At 67.3% G+C, this 18,838-nt stretch carries 17 protein-coding genes; 9 read left to right on the top strand and 8 right to left on the bottom strand.

Annotation, left to right across the window (positions count from 1 at the left end; translation table 11 throughout):
* Positions 1-177: 177 nt before the first annotated feature.
* Positions 178-1,089, top strand: coding sequence for a UDP-3-O-acyl-N-acetylglucosamine deacetylase (gene lpxC, locus PSEJ31_RS0115150; protein ID WP_019398557.1), 912 nt, complete (start codon positions 178-180; stop codon positions 1,087-1,089).
* Positions 1,090-1,398: 309 nt separating this feature from the next.
* Here the strand turns inward: lpxC and PSEJ31_RS16795 are convergent, their stop codons facing one another.
* Positions 1,399-1,845, bottom strand: coding sequence for a DUF721 domain-containing protein (locus PSEJ31_RS16795; RefSeq protein ID WP_084220892.1), 447 nt, complete (start codon positions 1,843-1,845; stop codon positions 1,399-1,401).
* A gap of 9 nt (positions 1,846-1,854) precedes the next feature.
* On the opposite strand from PSEJ31_RS16795, the gene PSEJ31_RS0115145 reads away from it, so the two are divergent.
* From PSEJ31_RS0115145 to PSEJ31_RS0115135, 3 genes are all read left to right on the top strand, one after another.
* Positions 1,855-2,799: a M23 family metallopeptidase gene (locus PSEJ31_RS0115145; protein ID WP_028915942.1), complete on the top strand. Its 945-nt coding sequence runs from the start codon at positions 1,855-1,857 to the stop codon at positions 2,797-2,799.
* 202 nt (positions 2,800-3,001) lie between these two features.
* Positions 3,002-5,728, top strand: a complete 2,727-nt coding sequence (gene secA / locus PSEJ31_RS0115140; RefSeq protein ID WP_028915941.1) for a preprotein translocase subunit SecA — start codon at positions 3,002-3,004, stop codon at positions 5,726-5,728.
* A 200-nt stretch (positions 5,729-5,928) separates the two neighbouring features.
* Positions 5,929-6,888, top strand: coding sequence for a Nudix family hydrolase (locus PSEJ31_RS0115135; protein ID WP_028915940.1), 960 nt, complete (start codon positions 5,929-5,931; stop codon positions 6,886-6,888).
* Here the strand turns inward: PSEJ31_RS0115135 and coaE are convergent.
* The 3 genes from coaE to PSEJ31_RS0115120 are packed head-to-tail and all read right to left on the bottom strand — an operon-like array spanning position 6,878 to position 9,716.
* Entirely contained in the window at positions 6,878-7,525 is a 648-nt protein-coding gene (gene coaE / locus PSEJ31_RS0115130) for a dephospho-CoA kinase (protein WP_028915939.1), read from the bottom strand. The genes PSEJ31_RS0115135 and coaE overlap by 11 nt on opposite strands.
* A 58-nt stretch (positions 7,526-7,583) precedes the next feature.
* On the bottom strand, positions 7,584-8,447 hold the full coding sequence (locus tag PSEJ31_RS0115125) for an A24 family peptidase (protein WP_028915938.1): 864 nt from the start codon (positions 8,445-8,447) through the stop codon (positions 7,584-7,586).
* A 12-nt stretch (positions 8,448-8,459) separates the two neighbouring features.
* On the bottom strand, positions 8,460-9,716 hold the full coding sequence (locus tag PSEJ31_RS0115120) for a type II secretion system F family protein (protein ID WP_028915937.1): 1,257 nt from the start codon (positions 9,714-9,716) through the stop codon (positions 8,460-8,462).
* 436 nt (positions 9,717-10,152) lie between these two features.
* Here PSEJ31_RS0115120 and PSEJ31_RS0115115 point away from each other — a divergent pair, with 436 nt between their 5' ends.
* The 4 genes from PSEJ31_RS0115115 (at position 10,153) to PSEJ31_RS0115100 (ending at position 13,343) form a co-directional block, all read left to right on the top strand.
* Complete coding sequence (locus PSEJ31_RS0115115; RefSeq protein WP_028915936.1) at positions 10,153-10,593, top strand: pilin; 441 nt, start codon at positions 10,153-10,155, stop codon at positions 10,591-10,593.
* Positions 10,594-10,679: 86 nt separating this feature from the next.
* A complete protein-coding gene (locus tag PSEJ31_RS0115110) occupies positions 10,680-11,090 on the top strand; it encodes a pilin (RefSeq protein WP_037035357.1) in 411 nt (136 codons plus the stop codon).
* A gap of 25 nt (positions 11,091-11,115) precedes the next feature.
* Positions 11,116-13,011 carry a hypothetical protein gene (locus tag PSEJ31_RS16230; RefSeq protein ID WP_232211039.1) on the top strand — a complete coding sequence of 632 codons (1,896 nt, stop codon included), beginning with the start codon at positions 11,116-11,118 and terminating at the stop codon, positions 13,009-13,011.
* Between the two features lie 53 nt (positions 13,012-13,064).
* A complete protein-coding gene (locus PSEJ31_RS0115100) occupies positions 13,065-13,343 on the top strand; it encodes a DegT/DnrJ/EryC1/StrS family aminotransferase (RefSeq protein ID WP_028915934.1) in 279 nt (92 codons plus the stop codon).
* Here PSEJ31_RS0115100 and PSEJ31_RS16790 read toward each other — a convergent pair.
* From PSEJ31_RS16790 to PSEJ31_RS0115085, 4 genes are read right to left on the bottom strand one after another with little or no spacing between them, the layout of a single operon-like run.
* Positions 13,241-14,416 carry a glycosyltransferase gene (locus PSEJ31_RS16790; protein ID WP_084220891.1) on the bottom strand — a complete coding sequence of 392 codons (1,176 nt, stop codon included), beginning with the start codon at positions 14,414-14,416 and terminating at the stop codon, positions 13,241-13,243. The two genes, PSEJ31_RS0115100 and PSEJ31_RS16790, sit on opposite strands and share 103 nt — an antisense overlap.
* On the bottom strand, positions 14,413-15,225 hold the full coding sequence (locus PSEJ31_RS0115095) for a hypothetical protein (protein ID WP_028915933.1): 813 nt from the start codon (positions 15,223-15,225) through the stop codon (positions 14,413-14,415). Before PSEJ31_RS0115095 ends, PSEJ31_RS16790 begins: the two co-directional genes overlap by 4 nt.
* A 31-nt stretch (positions 15,226-15,256) precedes the next feature.
* Positions 15,257-15,940 carry a methyltransferase domain-containing protein gene (locus PSEJ31_RS0115090; RefSeq protein WP_028915932.1) on the bottom strand — a complete coding sequence of 228 codons (684 nt, stop codon included), beginning with the start codon at positions 15,938-15,940 and terminating at the stop codon, positions 15,257-15,259.
* 1 nt (position 15,941) lies between these two features.
* Positions 15,942-16,799 carry a glycosyltransferase family 2 protein gene (locus PSEJ31_RS0115085; RefSeq protein ID WP_028915931.1) on the bottom strand — a complete coding sequence of 286 codons (858 nt, stop codon included), beginning with the start codon at positions 16,797-16,799 and terminating at the stop codon, positions 15,942-15,944.
* Positions 16,800-16,949: 150 nt separating this feature from the next.
* On the opposite strand from PSEJ31_RS0115085, the gene pilB reads away from it, so the two are divergent.
* On the top strand, positions 16,950-18,677 hold the full coding sequence (pilB, locus tag PSEJ31_RS0115080) for a type IV-A pilus assembly ATPase PilB (RefSeq protein WP_028915930.1): 1,728 nt from the start codon (positions 16,950-16,952) through the stop codon (positions 18,675-18,677).
* Positions 18,678-18,838: the final 161 nt, after the last annotated feature.

Raw genomic sequence — 18,838 nt, 5'->3', positions numbered from 1 at the left:
TGCTGCCGGGCCGCAAGGCCCGGCAGGTTTTGCGGCCGCGGCGCCGGGGATACCGGAAACCGCTGAAAAACCGCGCCGATGCGGGTTCCCCGCGGCCCCGCTGGCCGGGGTTCATGCGGTCGCATGCTATTCTCGTCGCGCCAAGCGACCACCACCCGAAGTCGCAGTTCCCATTCCATGACCCGGCAGCGCACCCTCAAGAACACGATCCGCGCCACAGGCGTCGGCCTGCACAGCGGCAACAAGGTCTACATGACCCTGCGCCCGGCGCCGGTCGACCATGGCATCGTGTTCCGCCGCACCGACCTGGACCCGGTGGTCGAGGTGCCCGCGGCCGCCAGCCTGGTCACCGAGACCACGCTGTGCACCGGCCTGACCTGCGGCGAGGCCAAGATCCAGACCGTCGAGCACCTGATGTCGGCGGCCGCCGGCCTGGGCGTGGACAACATGATCGTGGAGCTGTCCTCGGCCGAGCTGCCGATCATGGACGGCTCCTCCGGCCCGTTCGTGTTCCTGCTGCAGTCCGCCGGGATCGAGGAACAGGACGCACCCAAGCGCTTCATCCGCATCCTCAAGGAAGTGGAAGTGCGCGACGGCGACAAGGTGGCCCGGTTCTCGCCCTACGACGGGTTCCGGCTGGACTTCACCATCCAGTTCGACCACCCGATGATCCCGGCCAAGCAGTCGCACCATGTGCTTGAGTTCTCCACCGCGGCCTACATCCGCGAGATCTCCCGCGCGCGCACCTTCGGCTTCATGCGCGACCTTGAATACATGCGCGACCTCAACCTGGGCCTGGGCGGCTCGATGGACAACGCCATCGTGCTGGACGAGTTCCGGGTGCTGAACGAGGACGGGCTGCGCTACGCCGACGAGTTCGTCCGCCACAAGATCCTCGACGCGATTGGCGACCTGTACCTGGTCGGCGGCCCGGTGCTGGGCGCCTACGAGGGATACAAGTCCGGCCACGCGCTCAACAACAAGCTGGCCCGCGCCCTGCTCGCCGACGCCAGCGCCTGGGAAAAGGTCAGCTTCGAGGAAGCCGGGGCACAGGCCCCGCTGGCCTACGGCACCGCCGCCCTGGCCTGAGCCGCCGCCCGCCGCGTCGCGGGCTGCCGCCATTCCCGCCGGAACCCTTGCCGCGCAAGCCATTGTGCGGTTGGCGCGTGCCCGTGGGCGTCGCAGGCCGCCCGGCGCGACGCCTTGCACCATCCTGGTGCAATCTTCATGCAAGTGGCCGAAGCGTGAACCCGGACGGGGCTGGCCCCGGCTGATAACGACTTCTTAACGAAGTGCTAACGACGTGAGCGGAATGTGAGGCTAGGATGCCCCGACCCTCTGGTTGGTTGCGTTACCAACGCGGCCATCCGGCGGGGACGGTTCCGGGGAGGATGGGGATCAACCCTTGGAGCCGTCGGGATCTCCCGGAAGGGGATCCCGCAAGGATGCCAATGCGTCGCTCACGGCTTTCAGGGCGGTCGCTGAAACCAAGGGGGACGTTGCGGGCGCCGCTGGCGCATGCAATGGCACGGTGGTCGTTTTGAGGATGACTGCAGTGGGGTTCAGCCCGATGGACCGGGCCGCATCGAGGAGCTGGGCTTCTGCCAGGCGCAGCCGCGCCCGCCAGACCGGCGAATCGGTGACAAAAACGAGCTGTTCGCCGGAGACGTTGGCCAGCCTGCAGTGGGCTGCCGCACCGGGGGGCAGCAGGGGACGCAACTGCTGGTCCAGCGCGTCGAGCCACAGGGCACGACGCAGGGAGGCGCCAGTTTCGCCCGCCAGCGCGGCTTCGGCCGCGGGAAGCGGAATGGTGGCCCTGCGGGCGTTGGGCTTCAAATCAGGCATACCTAAAGAATGAGCTACAAACTGATCGTAAGGAACCCGCTTTCGGGCCATAAGGCCGGGTTGTGGGGCCGTATCCAGGCTTGGGGCGTGCAGCGCCCGGCCCTGATGTCCGGCATCCTTCTGGCGGTGGGCGGCCTGGCCGGGTTTGGAGCCGGTGCCGGGGTCGGTCTCGCCAATGCCTCCCATACCGATTCGGAACTGGCGCGCCAGCAGCAGGAGCTGGAACAGATCCGCCGCCAGTCCCAGCAGGAAATCAATGCCCTGGCCGCGCGCCTGGGCGAGCTGCAGGCCCAGGCCAACCGCCTCAACGCCCTCGGCGAGCGCCTGACCGAGGCCGGCCAGCTGGACGACGGCGAGTTCGACTTCCAGGGCACGCCTGGCCAGGGTGGCGCGGAAGTGGCGCGCGACATGCCGAAGGAAGAACTGCTGCAGGGGCTGGACGAGGTCGAGCGCCAGTTTGCCGCCTCAGGGCGTCAGCTCTCGGTGATGGAATCGCTGCTGTTCGACCTGCAGCTGGAATCCAACGCCGTGCCCTCGCGCTCGCCGGTGCGGCGCAGCTACATCACCTCCAGCTTCGGCCGGCGCGCCGACCCGTTCGGCCGCGGCGGCCAGTTCCACAAGGGCATCGACTTCAACGCCAACATCGGCGACCCGGTCATGGCCGTGGCCGACGGCGTGGTCAGCTTCGCCGCCACCCGCAACGGCTACGGCAAGACCGTGGAGATCGACCACGGCAACGGCTACGTCACCCGCTACGCGCACAACTCGCGGCTGGTGGTGAAGGCCGGCGACCTGGTGCGCGCCGGGCAGGAAGTGGCCAAGGCCGGTTCCACCGGCCGCTCGACCGGCGCCCACGTGCACTTCGAGGTGTGGGAAAACGGCCGGGTGGTCAACCCGCGCAAGTTCCTGGGCGACAACAACCGCGCCCCGGTGGCGCGCCGCAGCCGCGGCTGAGCCGGGCCCGCGCCCGCAAGGCCCGCCCCCAGGGGGCGGGCCTTTTCGTTTGCGCCGCCGGCGCCACCGGCCGACGAACGGGCGCTTGAGTTCGGCCAACTGCGTCCCAAGCTACAATGAACAATTGCCGCCGGCCGGGGCACCGCTCCGGCGCCACGGCGCCCCCGGCGCCCGCGGCGTTCATTCCCAATTGGCCTTTTCGATGATCAACAAACTGCTCACCCGTGTCTTCGGCAGCCGTAACGAGCGGCTCCTGCGCCAGCTGGACCGTATCGTCGCCAGGATCAACGCCCTGGAGCCGGAGATGCAGAAGCTCTCCGACGATCAGCTGAAGGCCAAGACCCCGGAGTTCCAGCAGCGCATCGCCAACGGCGAGCCGCTGGACAAGATCCTGCCGGAGGCGTTCGCCGTCTGCCGCGAGGCCAGCTCCCGCGTGCTGGGCATGCGCCACTACGACGTGCAGATGATCGGCGGCATGGTCCTGCACATGGGCAAGATCGCCGAGATGCGCACCGGCGAGGGCAAGACCCTGGTGGCGACCCTGCCGGTCTACCTCAACGCCCTGGAAGGCAAGGGCGTGCACGTGGTCACCGTCAACGACTACCTGGCCCGCCGCGACGCGGCCTGGATGGGCCGCCTGTACAACTGGCTGGGCCTGTCGGTCGGCGTGGTCTACCCGGGCATGCCGCATTCTGACAAGAAGGCCGCCTACGCCGCCGACATCACCTACGGCACCAACAACGAGTTCGGCTTCGACTACCTGCGCGACAACATGGCGCTGTCGAAGCAAGACCGCTTCCAGCGCGGCCTGCACTACGCCATCGTCGACGAGGTCGACTCGATCCTGATCGACGAGGCGCGCACCCCGCTGATCATCTCCGGCCCGGCCGACGAGTCGCCGGAGCTGTACATCCGGGTCAACCGCATCGTGCCCCAGCTCAAGCGCCAGGAGACCGAGGACGCCGAGGGCGACTACTGGGTCGACGAGAAGGGCAAGCAGGTGCACCTGTCCGAGGCGGGCATGGAGCACGCCGAGGAGCTGCTGCGCCGCGCCGGGATCATCGCCGAGGGCGACAGCCTGTACGGCGCCAACAACCTCTCCGTGGTCCACCACCTCAACGCCGCCCTGCGCGCGCACGCGCTGTTCCAGCGCGACGTGGACTACATCGTGCGCGACGGCGAGGTGGTGATCGTCGACGAGTTCACCGGCCGCACCCTGCCGGGGCGCCGCTGGTCCGACGGCCTGCACCAGGCGGTCGAGGCCAAGGAAGGGGTGCCGGTCCAGCGCGAGAACCAGACGCTGGCCAGCATCACCTTCCAGAACCTGTTCCGCATGTACAACAAGCTGTCCGGCATGACCGGCACGGCGGACACCGAGGCCTACGAGTTCCAGAGCATCTACGGCCTGGAGGTGGTGGTGATCCCGACCCACCGCCCGGTGCAGCGCGTCGACCACCCGGACCAGGTGTTCCTCAACCGCCAGGGCAAGTTCCGCGCGGTGCTGGCCGACATCCAGGACTGCCACAAGCGCGGCCAGCCGGTGCTGGTTGGCACCACCTCGATCGAGACCTCCGAGATGCTCTCGGAGTACCTGCGCAAGGCCGGCGTCCCGCACGAGGTGCTCAACGCCAAGCAGCACGAGCGCGAGGCGCAGATCGTGGCCCACGCCGGCCGCCCCGGCGCGGTGACCATCGCCACCAACATGGCCGGCCGCGGCACCGACATCGTGCTCGGCGGCTCGCTGGAAGCCGAACTGGCGGCGCTGGGCGAGGACGCGTCCGAGGAAGAGAAGGAGAAGGTCCGCACCGACTGGCGCAAGCGCCACGAGCAGGTCAAGGCCGCCGGCGGCCTGCACATCATCGGCACCGAGCGGCACGAGAGCCGCCGCATCGACAACCAGCTGCGCGGCCGCTCCGGCCGCCAGGGCGACCCGGGTTCGTCCCGCTTCTACCTGTCGCTGGAAGACAACCTCATGCGCATCTTCGCCTCCGACTGGGTGCAGAAGGCGATGCGCATGATGGGCATGAAGGAAGACGACGTCATCGAGGACCGCCTGGTCACCCGCCAGATCGAGAAGGCGCAGCGCAAGGTCGAGGCCCACAACTTCGACATCCGCAAGAACCTGCTGGACTTCGACGACGTCAACAACGACCAGCGCAAGGTCATCTACGCCCAGCGCGACGAGCTGCTGGAGGCCGACTCGGTCAAGGAGAACATCGACGGCATCCTCGGCGACGTGGTCAACGAGCTGGTGACCCGCTTCGTGCCGCCGGAGTCGGTGGACGAGCAGTGGGACCTGCCCGGCCTGGAGGCCGCGCTGGAGGGCGAACTGGGCCTGCGCATGGACCTGCAGGGCCTGGCCAGGTCCAGCGAGGAGCTGGACGCCGAGGCGATCGAGCGCCACGTGCAACAGGCGGTGGCCGCCCTGTTCGAGGAGAAGGAACGCCAGCTGGGCAGCGAGACCATGCGCGCGCTGGAGAAGCACATCATGCTGACCGTGCTCGACCAGGGCTGGAAGGAGCACCTGGCGCGCATGGACTACCTGCGCCAGGGCATCCACCTGCGCGGCTACGCGCAGAAGCAGCCCAAGCAGGAGTACAAGCGCGAGGCCTTCGAGCTGTTCTCGGAGATGCTGGACAACGTCAAGCGCCAGGTGATCAGCCTGCTGGCGCGGGTGCGGATCCGCAGCGAGGAGGAGGTCGCCGCGCTGGAGGCCCAGGAACGCGCCCAGGCCGAGGCCGCGCTGCGCCAGGCCCAGTTCCAGCACGCCCGGGAGGAGGGCTACGGCACCGAGGACGAGGTCGCGGCGCTCGCCGGCGCCCAGGCCGGCGGCACCGTCGTGCGCGAGGAGCCGAAGGTCGGCCGCAACGATCCCTGCCCCTGCGGCAGCGGCAAGAAGTACAAGCACTGCCACGGCCAGCTGGGCTGAGCCCGGGCAGGCATCCCGGCCTCCGCGCCGGAACCCGGACGCCCCCGCAAGGGGGCGTTCGCGTTTCCGGGCCGGGTGGCGCCAGGCGGCCACGGCCCCGGGCACGGAGTGCCGGAACTGTTACCGGCGCCACGCGTTTGCCCTCCGCCGGGGGCGGCGTGCGATATCGGAGCCCGCCCCGTCCCGGTTAAGCTTCGGCCATGGAAGCACCGTTGCGATCGATCCACGTCGTGGCCGGCGTCATCACCGACGTCCGCGGCCGCATCCTGCTCACCCAGCGCGGCAAGGACAGCGACCTGGCCGGCCTGTGGGAATTCCCCGGCGGCAAGCGCGAGCCCGGCGAGACTTCGCAGGAAGCCCTGGCGCGCGAACTGGTCGAGGAACTTGGGATCGAGGTCGAGGTGGGCGAGCGCCTGATCGAGGTGCCGCAGCAGTACCCGAGCAAGCACCTGCGCCTGGAGGTGTTCCGGATCGCGCGCTGGAAAGGTTCCCCGCGCGGCAGGGAAGGGCAGGCGATGACCTGGGTCGAGCCGGAACGGCTGCCGCGCTACTCCATGCCCTCGGCCGACGTGCCGGTGGTCGGCGTGCTGCGCCAGCCGGAGCTTTACCTGGTCACGCCCGCCCCGGGCGGCGACCTGCCGGCGTGGCTGGCGGCGCTGGACGCGGCGCTGGAATCGGGGATCACCCGGGTCCAGCTGCGCGCCCCCGGCCTGGAACCGGCGACCTGGCGCGAGCTGGCCAGCGCGGCCCTGGAGCGTTGCCGGCGCAGCGGCGCCGAGCTGCTGCTCAACCGCGACGTGGCCCTGGCCCGGGAGCTGGGCACCGGCGTGCACCTGGGCAGCGAGCAGCTGGGGCTGCTGGGCGAGCGGCCGCTGCCGGCGGGGCAGGCGGTGGGCGCGTCCTGCCATACGCAGGAAGAACTGAGGGCGGCCCAGGCGCTGGGCTGCGATTTCGCCGTGCTTGGCCCGGTGCGCGCCACCGCCACCCATCCGGATGCCTCGCCGATCGGCTGGGAGGGATTCGCCGGACTGCGCCAGCACGTGGGCCTGCCGATCTACGCGATCGGCGGCCTGGGGCCGGACGACGTCGAGGCGGCGCGGCGCCAGGGCGCGCAGGGAATCGCGGCGATCCGCGCGCTGTGGGAGCCGGTTACGGCCTGAGCGGGTCGGCGTTGCCGTCGGGGGAGGCTGCCCCGGCCAGGGCGCTGTAGCGGGCGTGCAGCTCGGCCACCATCGCGTCCAGGTGCGAGGGCTCGCCGTCGTTGACCACCAGGTCGTCGGCCAGCGCCAGCCGTTCCTGGCGTGAGGCCTGGGCGGCGATCATCCGCCCGGCCAGGGCTTCGTCCACGCCGTCGCGGCGCATGAGGCGGGCGTGCTGGACGGCTTCCGGGGCGTCCACCACCAGGATCCGGTCCAGCCAGGGATAGCCAACGCGGCCGCCGGCTTCGGCCAGCAGCGGGATCGCGGCAATGGCATAGGGGCTCGGGGCCCGGCGGCACTGGGTTTCCAAAGCCGCGCGGATGGCGGGGTGGGTGATGGCTTCCAGCGTCCGCCGCGCGGCCGGGTCGGCGAAGATCCGCTCGCGCAGCTGGCGCCGGTCCAGGCGCCCATCGGGCTGCAGCACGCCGGGCCCGAACTCGCGCACGATTGCCGCCAGGGCCGGCTGCCCCGGTTCCACCACCTCGCGCGCGACCACGTCGGCATCGGCCACGTGCACGCCCAGCGCCTCGAAGCGCCGGGTCAGCTCGCTCTTGCCGGAAGCCACGCCCCCGGTCAGGCCGATGATCAGGTTGCTCATGTGGAAGTGCGTGGCGGGTGGTGCGAGGGCGGCCGCCGCGGGAGGCGGCCGGCGCCGGTCAGCCGAGCCCGGCCAGGCGCATGTAGGCGCCCATCATCGCATCGCCCCAGAAGAAATAGATCCAGCCGGCGATGGCCAGGTAGGGGCCGAACGGGATCGGGGTGGCGCGGTCGCGGCCCTTCCAGGCCAGCCAGATGCTGCCGACGATGGCGCCCACCACCGAGGAGAGCAGGATGATCGGCAGGATGCCCTTGAGGCCGCACCAGGCGCCCAGCGCCGCCAGCAGCTTGAAGTCGCCGTGGCCCATGCCTTCCTTGCCGGTGAGCTGCTTGAACAGCCACCACACGCTCCACAGCGACACGTAGCCGGCGATCGCGCCCAGCAGGGCGGGCTTGGCCGGCATGTAGAGGTTGTCCAGGCTGGCGATCAGGCCCAGCCACATCAGCGGCAGGGTCAGCTGGTCCGGCAGCAGGCGGGTGCGCAGGTCGATGCCCGACAGCGCGACCAGGAACCAGGTCAGCAGCATCGCGCCGAAGCCCTGCCAGCCGAAGCCGAAGCGCCAGGCGCACAGCACGGTCAGCACGCCGGTGAGCAGTTCCACCAGCGGGTACTGCAGCGAGATGCGCTGGCCGCTGTAGCGGGAGCGGCCGCGCAGCAGCAGGTAGCTCAGGACCGGGATGTTCTCCCACCACTTGAGGCGGTCGCCGGTGACCGGGTCGTGCGAGGGTTCCACCACCACCCCGGGTGGTGGCGGGTCGTAGATCTCCGGCTGGCCGAGGATCTCGCGGGCGTCGCGCTTCCACTCCCACTCCAGCCGGCGTGGCAGGCGCAGGATGACCACGTTGAGGAAGCTGCCGACCGCCAGCCCCACGCCGGCAACGAGCGGATAACCCAGCAGGGGCTGTTGGTCGAGGAACGCCATGGAGTGTCTTGGTCAGATGGTGGAAGCGAGCTTGAAGATGGGCAGGTACATGCCGACGACCATGCCGCCCACCAGGACGCCCAGCACCACCATGATCATCGGTTCGATCAGGCTGGCCAACGCGTCGACGGCGTTGTTGACCTCCTGCTCATAATACTCCGCCACCTTGAAGAGCATGGTGTCCAGGGCGCCGGCCTCCTCGCCGATGGCCGCCATCTGCACCACCATGTGCGGGAACAGGTTGGTCTGCTTCATGGCCAGGTTGACCGGGTAGCCCACCGCCACGTCGTCGCGGATGCGCAGGATGGCTTTCTCGTAGACCGAGCTGCCGGTAGCGCCGGCGACCGAGTCCAGGGCCTCCACCAGCGGCACGCCGGCCTTGAAGGTCACCGCGGTGGTGCGGGCGAAGCGGGCGATGGCGCTGTTGTTCATGATCTCGCCAATGACCGGGATCTTCAGCACCACCCGGTCCAGGAAGTGCTGGAAGCTGGTCGAGCGCTTGTAGGCGTAGATGAAAGCGCCAATAGCGCCTACGGCCGCGATCAGCACGGCCCACCAGTAGGCGACCATGAAGCGCGAGGCATTGACGATCAGCTGGGTGAAGGCAGGCAGGTCGGCGCCAAAGCCCTTGAAGGTCTCCTCGAACTGCGGGACCACGAATACCAGCAGGATGGCGCTGACGATGAGGGCCACGGCGATGGTCATCGCCGGGTAGAACATCGCCTTCTTGATCTTGCCCTTCAGGGCCTCGATGTTCTCCTTGTAGTTGGCGATGGTGTCGAGCACCGTCTCCAGCACACCGGCGCCTTCGCCGGCCCGGACCAGGTTGCGGTACAGCTCGTCGAACTGCACCGGGTGCTTGCTGATCGCCTCGTACAGTGAGGAGCCGCCCTCGATGTCGGCGCGGATGCCACCGACCATGTTCTTCATCCGCGGGTTCTTCTGGCCGCCGCCGATGATCTCCAGCGCGGTGACGATGGGCACGCCGGATTTCATCATGGTCGCCATCTGGCGGCTGAAGAAGGCGATGTCCTTGGGGGTGATGGCCTTGCCGGCCGAGCCGAACAGCGGCTTGGACTTGGGCTTGACCACGGTGGGCGTGATGCCCTGCCGGCGCAGCTCGGCGCGGAGCATGTTGGCGTTCCGGGCCGACTGCTCGCCCTTCATCTTGACGCCGCGCTTGTCGGTCCCCTCCCAGACGAACTGCGCGAGCTCACTGGTGGAGCGAGCCGCCGGCGCGGACTTGACGGCAGAACGGGTTGCGGACATGTGCTTGTTCTCCCCAGCCGGCATCCCCATGCCGGCACGAACCGGCATGGTAGCGGGTATTGGGGCGGCAGGCACCCCGCCGCCGGCTGGCCTGGGCGGCCTCCTGGAGGACCTGTGCCACCCCCTCGCCGATGGTCTCCGGGCCGGATAGTCGCTGATCGAGGGGGTGGGGCGTCTGCACCGTACCTTCAGGTGACGCGAAACGTCACTTTTTGCCAAATGCGCCATGGAGCAGGTTTGTGGTGCGGATCACGCATTGGGGATGGCCAGGGCTCGGTGTTTGCCGCGCAAGATTGGTAAGATGCCGCCGCGGGCGTCGCGTGGGGGAGTTGGCACGTAACCTGCGTGGGGACAGATACGTGGTCGTCGATCACGGGCTCGCTTGAAGGGCACGGGAGGTTCCGCGCCCGCCAACAACCGTTCTAGGGGAATCAACATGAAGAAGCAGCAGGGCTTTACCCTGATCGAACTGATGATCGTCGTGGCGATCATCGCCATCCTGGCCGCCATCGCGCTGCCGGCCTACCAGGACTACGTCGCCAAGTCGCAGATGACCGCCGGCCTCGCCGACATCCGCGGCGGCGTGACCGCCTACGAGGAAGGCATCCAGTCGGGCGTGAATGGTGCCACGACCCCGGCCGCCACCGATCTGGGTCTGGCTAGTAGCACCGCGCGCTGCAGCGCGATTACTCCGAGCGGCGCCTGGAATGACGCCAGTGGGCAGGCCATCGCGTGCACGGTTCGCGGCAACCCGAAGGTCACCGGCAAGACGATTACCCTGACCCGCAATAGCTCCGGTCAGTGGGCTTGCAGTGTCGGCGGCAACGCTGCTGGCTACAAGGCCAGCTACAACCCGACCGGCTGCACCGGCTCCTAAGCGGGCGAATTGTTGGTTGGATTGCACGACAGGAAAGGGGCGGCAACGCCCCTTTCTTTTAAGATGCTCAGCTGGGGGGCAAGAGCATGCAAAGGAATGGGCATACGGGTTTTACCCTGATCGAACTGATGATCGTCGTGGCGATCATCGCGATCTTGGCGGCCATCGCGCTGCCGGCATACCAGAACTACGTTGCCAAGAGTCAACTGGCTGCGGGCCTGGCTGAGGTCCGGGGTGGCGTGAGCAGTTTCGAGGCCCACGTGCTGGTGGATAACATTAATACGTTTAACCTTGCGGACATCGGGCTACCGACCAGTTCCCCGCGGTGCAACCTGAGCATGAGCCCCGGAGATACCGGCTTCATCCGTTGCACGCTCAAGGGAAGTCCCAAGGTGGTCGGCAAGACGATCGAGCTGTCACGGATCGCTTCGGGCCAGTGGGCGTGCAAGGTGGATCCCGCCATTTCTCCCAGTCTGCATCCTGCTGGCTGCAGCTGATTGCCATAACCCAAGGGGAATCCTGGTGGGGAAAACATTGGATGGGCGCGTACGTCCGTTCCGCCCGCAGGTTGCCATCGTCCTGGCGGTGCTGGGATGTGCCGCCCTGGTGTACTGGCCTGGCCTCTCTGGACCCTTCATATTCGACGATTTCCCAGCGCTGGTGACCAACCAGCGCCTTCATGTCTCGGCCCTGGATTGGGGCCAGCTCTGGCGCGCAGCCACCAGCTTCGATCCGGGCGGCACGGGCAGGCAGCTGGCCATGGCCAGCTTTGCCCTCAATCATGCCCTGGGGGGATTGGACCCATGGGGGTGGAAGTTGGGAGGGCTGCTGGTCCACCTGGCCAATGCCCTACTGGTTTACCTGCTGTGCCTGAAGTTGCTGGCCCTGGCCGGGGTACGTCAGGGCCTACAGCTGTCGGCTGGCGGTCTGGCACTAGCCTGGGCGGTGCATCCTTTGCAGGTGTCCACCGTGCTGTACGTGGTGCAACGGATGGAGACCCTGTGCCTGACGTTTACCGCGCTGGCCCTGCTTGCTTACCTCCGTGGGCGCAGGTTGCAGGTCGAGGAACGACGGGGTTGGCCCTGGCTGGTGGCCTGCGTGCCCCTGCTACTGCTGGCTCTGGGCGCGAAGGAGAGCGCACTGCTGTTGCCGCTGTTTACCCTAGCGCTCGAGCTCACCTTGCTCCGCTTTGATGGTGCCACGCCTGCGCAGCGGCGCTTCTGGCGATGGGGCTACGGGGTGGGGGCGCTGCTTGGCGCCATACTGTTCGTGGCGGTGGTGCTTCCCAGGTATGCGAACCCGGATGCGTACTTCATCCGGGATTTCGACGTGGTCCAGCGCCTGCTGAGCCAGCTGCGGATCCTGCCGATGTACATCGGCCAGATCCTGTTCCCCTTGCCCGGGCGTATGCCCTTCTACTACGACGATTTCGCTCCATCCGTTTCGCTGCTCCAGCCCTGGACTACGCTGGCGGGTGGGCTGCTGCTGTCAGGATTGCTTGGCTTGGCTTGGTACTGGCGTCGCCGCGCGCCCTTGGCGTCATTGGGCGTGCTGTGGTTCTTCGCAGGCCATGCGATGACCTCGAATGTCGTGGCACTGGAACTCGCGTTCGAGCACCGGAACTACTTCGCTCTGCTTGGGCTGCTCCTGGTAGTGGCCGAAGGCGTGCGCAGGGTGCCGGTCCAGGATGGGTCAGGCCTCAAGATTGCTGGCTTGGGCGCAGTAATGATGGCGCTTGTGTTCCTGTGCTGGATACGGTCCGCTACCTGGGGGGACCATCTCCTGCTCGCGACCACCCATGCTGCAATGAACCCCCAATCGCCACGGGCTGCGCATGATATTGGCGTGCTGTACTACGAGATGGCCGATGGCTCGCATGACTCCCCGTTCTTCAGTCTGGCTTTGCAGACTTTCGAGCACGAGGCCAACCTTCCCTCGAGCAACATCCTTCCGGACCAGTCCCTACTACTGCTCCATGCTCAGTACGGCCTGCCGGGGAGCGAGGAGGTATGGGATCGGCTGGTCGGCAAACTTCGGACACGTCCGCTTTCGCCAGAGACCCTCACTGCTCTTTACGACCTCCTGGGGCATCGGTACAAGGGTATTCCCTTGGATGACAGGCGGCTGACGGATGCCTTCCTCGTTCTGTTCGACAGGGGGGTAATGGCTCCGCACAACTACGCACAATTCGGAGACTACCTGTTCAGGTATACCGACGAATCGGACTTGGCCCGGAAGGCCTTTGCCAATGCGTTACTGATGAGCCTGCAGGCGGGTGACATCGACTACGCGCAAAGGATCATGAGGGTGCTTGCCAGGGAGGGGCGGGCAGATCTGGCGCTTGCAGCTCTGGATGAGGCCCGCGCTACGGGAGGGTTGCCTGATGCCTTGGTTGCTCCCCTGCTCCCGAGCCCGTGAGTTTCTGTATCCAATCATGCACTAGTGCCTATCGATCCTTGTCTGCTATCCCCATGACACAGCAACTCCCGCCACTGATCTTCGGTGCGCCGCATATCGGGGAAGAGGAAATCCATGAGGTCGAGGCGGTCCTGCGCTCCGGCTGGCTGGGGACTGGGCCGCGGGTGGCACGCTTCGAGCAGGCGTTCGAGGCCTACAAGTCCCTGCCCGCCGCCCATGCGGCCGCGTCTCAGGTCAAACCCGCTGCTCCGGCTTCCATTCCAAGCAACGATTTCCAGTTGCTGACGAGGCGTCTGGATGACAACTGGTCAGTAAAGTACGTGCGAGCCTGATTCATCAGCTGGATGCGCAGGCGCGGTTCCCCGGCAAGCCGGCGAATGGTCTCGGACAGTGCCGACGGATCAGCTGGGCAGGTCAGTACAGGCGGCGGACCACAGTCATCTGGCAGGCTGTAGTCGCTCTGGGTGACGACGGCCTTGCCTGCGGCCAAAGCCATGTACAGCTTGAACGGCAGTACGCGGGCAGCCTTGCCGGTTCCGCCAAATACGCCCAGGCAGATATCCGCTTCGGTCAGGGCCCTGGCAAGCACCTCGGGTGATTGCCAGCCACGCAGCCAAGTCACGCGCGGATGGTCGGACAGCAAGGGTGCTACTGAGTCGGCCTGCTGGCCATCTCCGATCAGGGTGAATTCGATATCCTTGTCGTCCCGCAGCAGGTTGATGGCGCGGGCAATGACCTCGGTTCCCTGCATCGGGACAAAAGTGCCAATGAACAGTACGCGCAGTGGTTTGCCAGCCTGCGGTGCTGTGGCGGATTTCAAGGCGCCGGGGTCCGGCAGCGTGGCCTGATCCAATGCCAGCGGAAAAGCGGCGATCCGTTGGCGATCTACGCCGAACAGTTTGCTGATGTGTTCGGCATTGGCTCGTGTATCAACGACGATGCGATGTGCCGTACGTAATGCACGGGATTCTGCACGCAGCAGCAAGCGCGAGATCAGGCCACCCTGCCGGCCGATCTGCCGATCTTGGTAAAGCGTGTCCCAAAAGGTGATGTAGGCATCGGCGATGCAGCGCGGGCGCCAGGCTGCGGGCAGCCAAGAAAGGCACCACAGCACCGGCAAGCTGGGGTAGGGGAGGTAGACCCATTCGCCGCGGCGGCAATGGCGGGCCAGTCGGCAAAGGCCGAGCAGACTGTAGCTGCCCAGCAAGCAGGCACCACGCAATTTCTCTATCAGCGTTCCCCGCGCCAGTTTCCATAGATGGAAATCCGGGGGGAGCCAGCAGGCTTGGTCATGGACTTCCATGTCATGCAGGCTGGACAGCAGGCGCACGGTGTTGCGGGCGTTCGGGTAGCCACTTCCTGCCAGTGCGGCGCCGATGACGGTGATCCGAGGGCGGTGGCTCATGCCGCAGCCCTGCGCCGGTTGTGCCGCAGCCAGCTGGCCGTACTGAACAGGATTTCGATGCCGAGCGTCAGCAGACGGGCAAGCAGCATCGCGGTCAGCAGATCGGCGCCATGCGAGCTGCTCAACATGCTCGCTACGGCTTCACGTACTCCCAGTCCGCTGGGGACGACTATGGCCAGCATGCCGGCACTGGTGCCTGCAAACAGGCAGGTTGCCAGTTCCAGTAGCGGTATCTGCACAAGACAGGCGTAGGCGGCCAAGTACAACGGCATGGCCGCGGCGTAGGCCATGCCGGCAACGAAGGCGCGGCGCCGGTCGGCCAGGGCGGGCAACAGATATGGGATTGCAAACGCGGCCACGCCGGCGGCGGTGGCAAGCAGGGCGGCCGCCAACTGCTTGTCTTCCAACAGGCACAAGCCGATCAGGGCAATGGCTACACAAAGTGCCAATGACGCTCCCTGCTCGATCACGCTGCAATACCAGGCCTTGCGGGCAGGACAGCCAAGCTGCTGCATATGCCAGGCTCTCCCCAGCAGTTGCCAGACGCCGCCAGGCACGTATTTGCCCAGCAGGCTGCGTGCCCACAGACGCCGCATCGGGCTGTCTGCTATCCCCGTGCCGCAGGCCCGGGCCAACAGCACGAAGGCCTCGCGGTTGACCAGGGTATGCGCGAGCAGCAGGAAACAGGCCAGTGCCACGCTGGCGACCGATGCGCTTGTCGGTGTGGCGGCCAGTTGCCGGATCCCCAGCCCCAGTGTGTGCAGAGCGAAGCCCAGGGCAGCAAGCGCAAGCACATAACCCAGCAGCACTCTGGGCCAGCGCGAAGTGCGTGAAGGCGACTCAGCCACGGCGCTCCCAGACATGCAGGTACTGGAAGGTGTACAGGCCGCGCAGCGGCCAGAAGTCCAGCAGGCGTGCTGGCACCATCGACCAGGGGTGCGCTTCGAACAGGCGCAGATTGCGTGCCTCGCGGACGGGCCTCAGTCCGGCAGACCGGCCAAGCGCCAGGATGTTTGGCTTGGCGTAGTAATGCAGGTGGGTGCGGTCGTGGATGCCACGATCGCGTTGCGGCCAGCGACCGAGCAAGTACAGATCCACCAGCGTGGACAGGTGGCGGACATTGGGCACGCTGGTAATCAGCCTGCCTCCGGCGGTGAGCATGCCGGCTAGCGCTGCCAGTACTTTTTCCGGAGCCACCATATGCTCCAGCACGTCGGCACAAATGATCAGGTCAAACGGCGCCAGCACGGCCAGCCGGGACATGATCGACGGATCCTCCACGTCGCCGCAGATGACCTGGTTGTGGTGCGTGCCAGCGATGGCCGCCCGTTCGAGATTCGGCTCTACGCCCACGGTAGTGCAGAATGGGAACCGCTCGTGCAACTGGCGGCCCAGCAGGCCGGCGCCACAACCTATGTCCAGTACCCGCTGCGGAGGGCTGGTGACTAGGCGCAGGATGTCTGGGCGCCCCCCCGAGTAACCCTGGAGGCGGCGGCGCAGGCGATTGGCCAGTTCGTCGTGCATCTCAGCTGTCGCGCAGGTAGGTCAGGTTGGTGATCTGCTCGGAGATCAGGCCGATCAGGAACACGATTACCGCCGCGCTGAAGAGCAGGGTGCTCATGTTGGTGAAGCGGTGCTGGGTCGCGAAGGTGTAGGCGTAGTAGCCCAGGCCGGTGGCGAAGAAGGACAGGGATACCGGGATGAACAGCTTCAGCGGCGAGTACAGGGTGGCGATCTTGAAGATGATCAGCAGGAAGCGGATGCCGTCCTTGACCGGGCGGATGTGGCTGCCGTTGCCGACGCGCTTGGCCACCGGGATCGGCACGTAGGCCACCGGGTAGGCGCTGCGGAAGAAGGCCATGGTGCTGGTGGTCGGGTAGCTGAAGCCGTTGGGCAGCAGGTGCAGGAACTGGCGGAACTTGTCCGCCCGTACCGCGCGGAAGCCCGAGGTCAGGTCCATGACCTGGTGGCCGGTCATGCGGGTGGCCAGCCAGTTGTAGAAGCGGTTGGCCAGGCCGCGGTGCAGGTTGGCCTGGCCGCTGCCGTCGCGGGCGCCAACCACCATGTCGTAGCCCTCGGCCAGCTTGTCCAGCAGGCGGGGGATGCAGGCGGGGTCGTGCTGGCCGTCGGCGTCCATGAACACCAGGATCTCGCCGCTCGCGGCGCGTGCGCCGCGCTTGACCGCGGCTCCATTGCCCATGGAATAGGGGGCGCCGAGCACGCGGGCGCCATGGCTGGCGGCGATGGCCGCGGTGTCGTCGGTGGAGCCGTCGTCGACCACGATCAGCTCGGCCTGCGGGAACAGCTCCCGGATGGCCGGAAGCGTGCGGCGCAGGCCCTCGGCCTCGTTCTTGGCCGGAAGGATGATGCTCAGGCTGTTCAAGCTGGTTTCCCCGGGATCCCCGGCGCTATCGTAATGCCTGTCGGGGAGGGACGGAACGCGCCGGGTCCGGTCGTCCGGCGGTGATCGCCGGCGGATCGGCCGGGGTTTTGCAGTACTCTTTCCATGGCCAAGGGGAAAGCCACCTTCATAATGAATGCGATGTCCGCCAATCTTGTCGGTATCACGGGTATTGCCCGTCGCCTGGTCCAGGACGGAGCCATGGACGAGGCGGCCGCCCGTGCCGCCATGGCCCAGGCCGCCGAGGCCAAGGTGCCGCTGGCCCAGTTCATTGCCGAGAAGAGGCTGGTCACCCCGGCCCAGCTGGCGGCCGCCAACTCCATCGAGTTCGGCATCCCGCTGCTCGATACCTCTGCCTTCGACCCGTCGCAGAACGCGATGAAGCTGGTCAGCGATGAGCTGGTGCAGAAGCACCACGTGCTGCCGCTGTTCAAGCGCGGCAGCAAGCTGTTCGTGGGCGTCAGCAACCCCACCCAGACCGGCGCGCTGGCCGAGATCCAGTTCCATACCAACCTGGCGGTCGAACCGATCCTGGTCGACGAGGACCAGATCCGCCGCACCCTGGAGCAGTGGCAGAACGCCAGCGCCCAGCTGGACAGCGGCCTGGGCGAGGACGACGAGGGCCTGGAGAACCTCGAGGTCGGCGCGGGCGACGAGGACGGGATCAGCGAATCGGGTGTCGACGCCAAGGGCGACGATACGCCGGTGGTCAAGTTCGTCAACAAGGTCCTGGTTGACGCCATCCGCCGCGGCGCCTCGGACATCCACTTCGAGCCCTACGAAACCGACTACCGCGTGCGCCTGCGCATCGACGGCCTGCTCAAGACCGTGGCGCGGGCCCCGGTCAAGCTCAACCAGCGCATCGCCGCGCGCCTGAAGGTCATGGCGCAGCTGGACATCGCCGAGAAGCGCGTGCCGCAGGACGGCCGCATCAAGCTCAACCTGTCGAAGACCAAGCAGGTGGACTTCCGTGTCAGCACCCTGCCGACCCTGTTCGGCGAGAAGGTGGTGCTGCGTATCCTCGACGGCAGCGCGGCCAAGCTGGGCATCGACAAGCTCGGCTACGAGCCGGAGCAGCAGAAGCTGTTCCTGGACGCGATCCACAAGCCCTACGGCATGGTCCTGGTCACCGGCCCGACCGGCTCGGGCAAGACGGTGTCGCTGTACACCGCGCTGGGCATCCTCAACGACGAGACCCGCAACATCTCCACCGCCGAGGACCCGGTCGAAATCCGCCTGCCCGGCGTCAACCAGGTCCAGCAGAACAACAAGCGCGGCATGACCTTCGCCGCGGCCCTGCGCAGCTTCCTGCGCCAGGACCCGGACGTGATCATGGTCGGCGAGATCCGCGACCTGGAGACCGCCGAGATCGCGATCAAGGCCGCGCAGACCGGCCACATGGTGCTGTCGACCCTGCACACCAACGACGCGCCGCAGACCATCGCGCGCCTGATGAACATGGGCATCGCGCCCTACAACATCACCTCGTCGGTGACCCTGGTGATCGCCCAGCGCCTGGCGCGCCGGCTGTGCTCCAAGTGCAAGCGCCCGGTGGACCTGCCCGAGCACGCCCTGCTGGCCGAGGGCTTCACCCCGGAGGAGATCCGCGAGGGCTTCACCGTGTACGAGCCGGTGGGCTGCGAGGAGTGCACCGAGGGCTACAAGGGTCGCGTCGGCATCTACCAGGTGATGCCGATGAGCGAGGAGATCCAGGCCATCGTCCTGGCCGGCGGCAACGCCATGCAGATCGCCGAGGTGGCGCAGAAGGCCGGCGTGCGCGACCTGCGCCAGTCGGCCCTGCTCAAGGTCCGCCAGGGCATCACCAGCCTGGCCGAGATCAACCGCGTCACCAAGGACTGAGTACCCGACGCCCCGCCATCCGTGCGGGCCGGCCCGGGTTGTCGCCGTGGTGCGGCGGCGACCGTAGGCCGGTGGCCGGCGGCTGGCCGCGCCGGCTGCCTTGGTCGCGGCAGATCGCGCCCGGCCACCGGAGGCACCGCCCGGCTGCCGCGGTCACTGCG

Origin of the sequence: Pseudoxanthomonas sp. J31 (genome assembly GCF_000510725.1) — a bacterium.
Taxonomy (GTDB): domain Bacteria; phylum Pseudomonadota; class Gammaproteobacteria; order Xanthomonadales; family Xanthomonadaceae; genus Pseudoxanthomonas.
Note: the sequence above shows the minus strand (reverse complement) of the source record. Positions and strands in the feature narration are given on the sequence as shown.